Origin of the sequence: Microbacterium sp. UBA3394, assembly GCF_002358725.1 — a bacterium.
Taxonomy (GTDB): domain Bacteria; phylum Actinomycetota; class Actinomycetes; order Actinomycetales; family Microbacteriaceae; genus Microbacterium; species Microbacterium luteum.
Map to the genome: position 1 here is coordinate 3,443 of NZ_DEPK01000120.1, position 1,165 is coordinate 4,607.

Genomic DNA, 1,165 nt, shown 5'->3' on the forward strand with positions numbered 1-1,165 from the left:
GGGCACACCGGGGCGTTGACGAGGGCGTTGATGAGCTTGCTCTTGCCCTTCTTGAACTCCCCGACCACGATGACCCGCACGTTCGGGTCCTGCAGCCGCTTGCGGGTGTTGTCCAGCCGCTCGGCCAGATCGGCACGACCGGTGGCGGCCGCGAGCGACTCGACATTGTCGACGAGCGCGACCAGCTGCCTTCCGGTCTGCGGCGACACCATCGTCGGCTCGTTGGCGGTCTGATCGTCTCGCTTGGCGATGTCGTCGCTCACGCATTCCCCCTTGAAAACTGTCCCCGGGCCCACGCTATCCCGATCCGCCGGACAGGGATAGGGCGGATCGGGGCCGTGACGCACCTCGCCCGGCCGCCTCGAGAGGCGACCGGGCGAAGTTCGTGTCAGACGATGATCAGATGTCGATGTCGTCGATGACGGCCGAGCCGTCGGAGAAGATGTTGCCGTTGTTCTCCCACTCCCAGTCGTTGTCGACGTCGGAGTCGAACTCGTTGAACGAGTCCTCGATCTTTACCTCGACATCGGTGTGGTCCGAGAAGTCGTTGAACGAGTCGTCGATCTCGAGCTCGTACTCGGTCCACGTGTTGGTGGAGGAGTCGTTGAACGAGTCGGCGACGTGGGTCTCGACCGTCGTGTTCCCGATCAGGATGTCGCCAGTGGAGATCGTCGTCTCAGTGTTCGACACCGAAGCGTCGTCGCCCGCAGCGGCCCCCCAGTCGCCGGTGTTGACGACGGCCCCGTTGGCGAAGCCCTGGGTGACGTTCCCGCCGGCGCTGATCGCCTGGTTGACCGACTGGTCGACCTGCGTCGCACGATTGTCGATCTCGAGGTGCAGCGAGCCGGCGGCCGCAGCAGCGGCGCCCGCGCCGGCGAGGCCGCCGACGTGGAGGTCACCGAAGCCGGTGTTGTACTGGCGCACGCCAACCGTCACCGAGTCGTCGTCGAGGTTCGTCGAGTTGTCGATGTCGATGTCGGTGTCGTTGTAGGAGTCCTTGTTGTAGGAATCCTCGTAGTCGTTGTACGAGTCCTCGTCGTTGAAGGAATCGTTGGTGGAGTTGTCCGACTGGTCACGGGCGTCGACGGCGACGTCCACATCCACGGAGTTGTCCGAGTTGTCGGAGTTGTCCGAGTTGTCGGAGTTGTCCGAGTTGTCGGTGTTC

At 63.9% G+C, this 1,165-nt stretch carries 2 pseudogenes; both read right to left on the reverse strand.

The annotated features are described in order from the left end of the window. Nucleotides 1-212: pseudogene (locus B4E30_RS07525) on the reverse strand (Isoniazid-inducible protein iniA); the annotation flags it as partial. Between the two features lie 187 nt (nt 213-399). Next, a pseudogene (locus B4E30_RS07530) lies at nt 400-1,165 on the reverse strand (hypothetical protein); the annotation flags it as partial.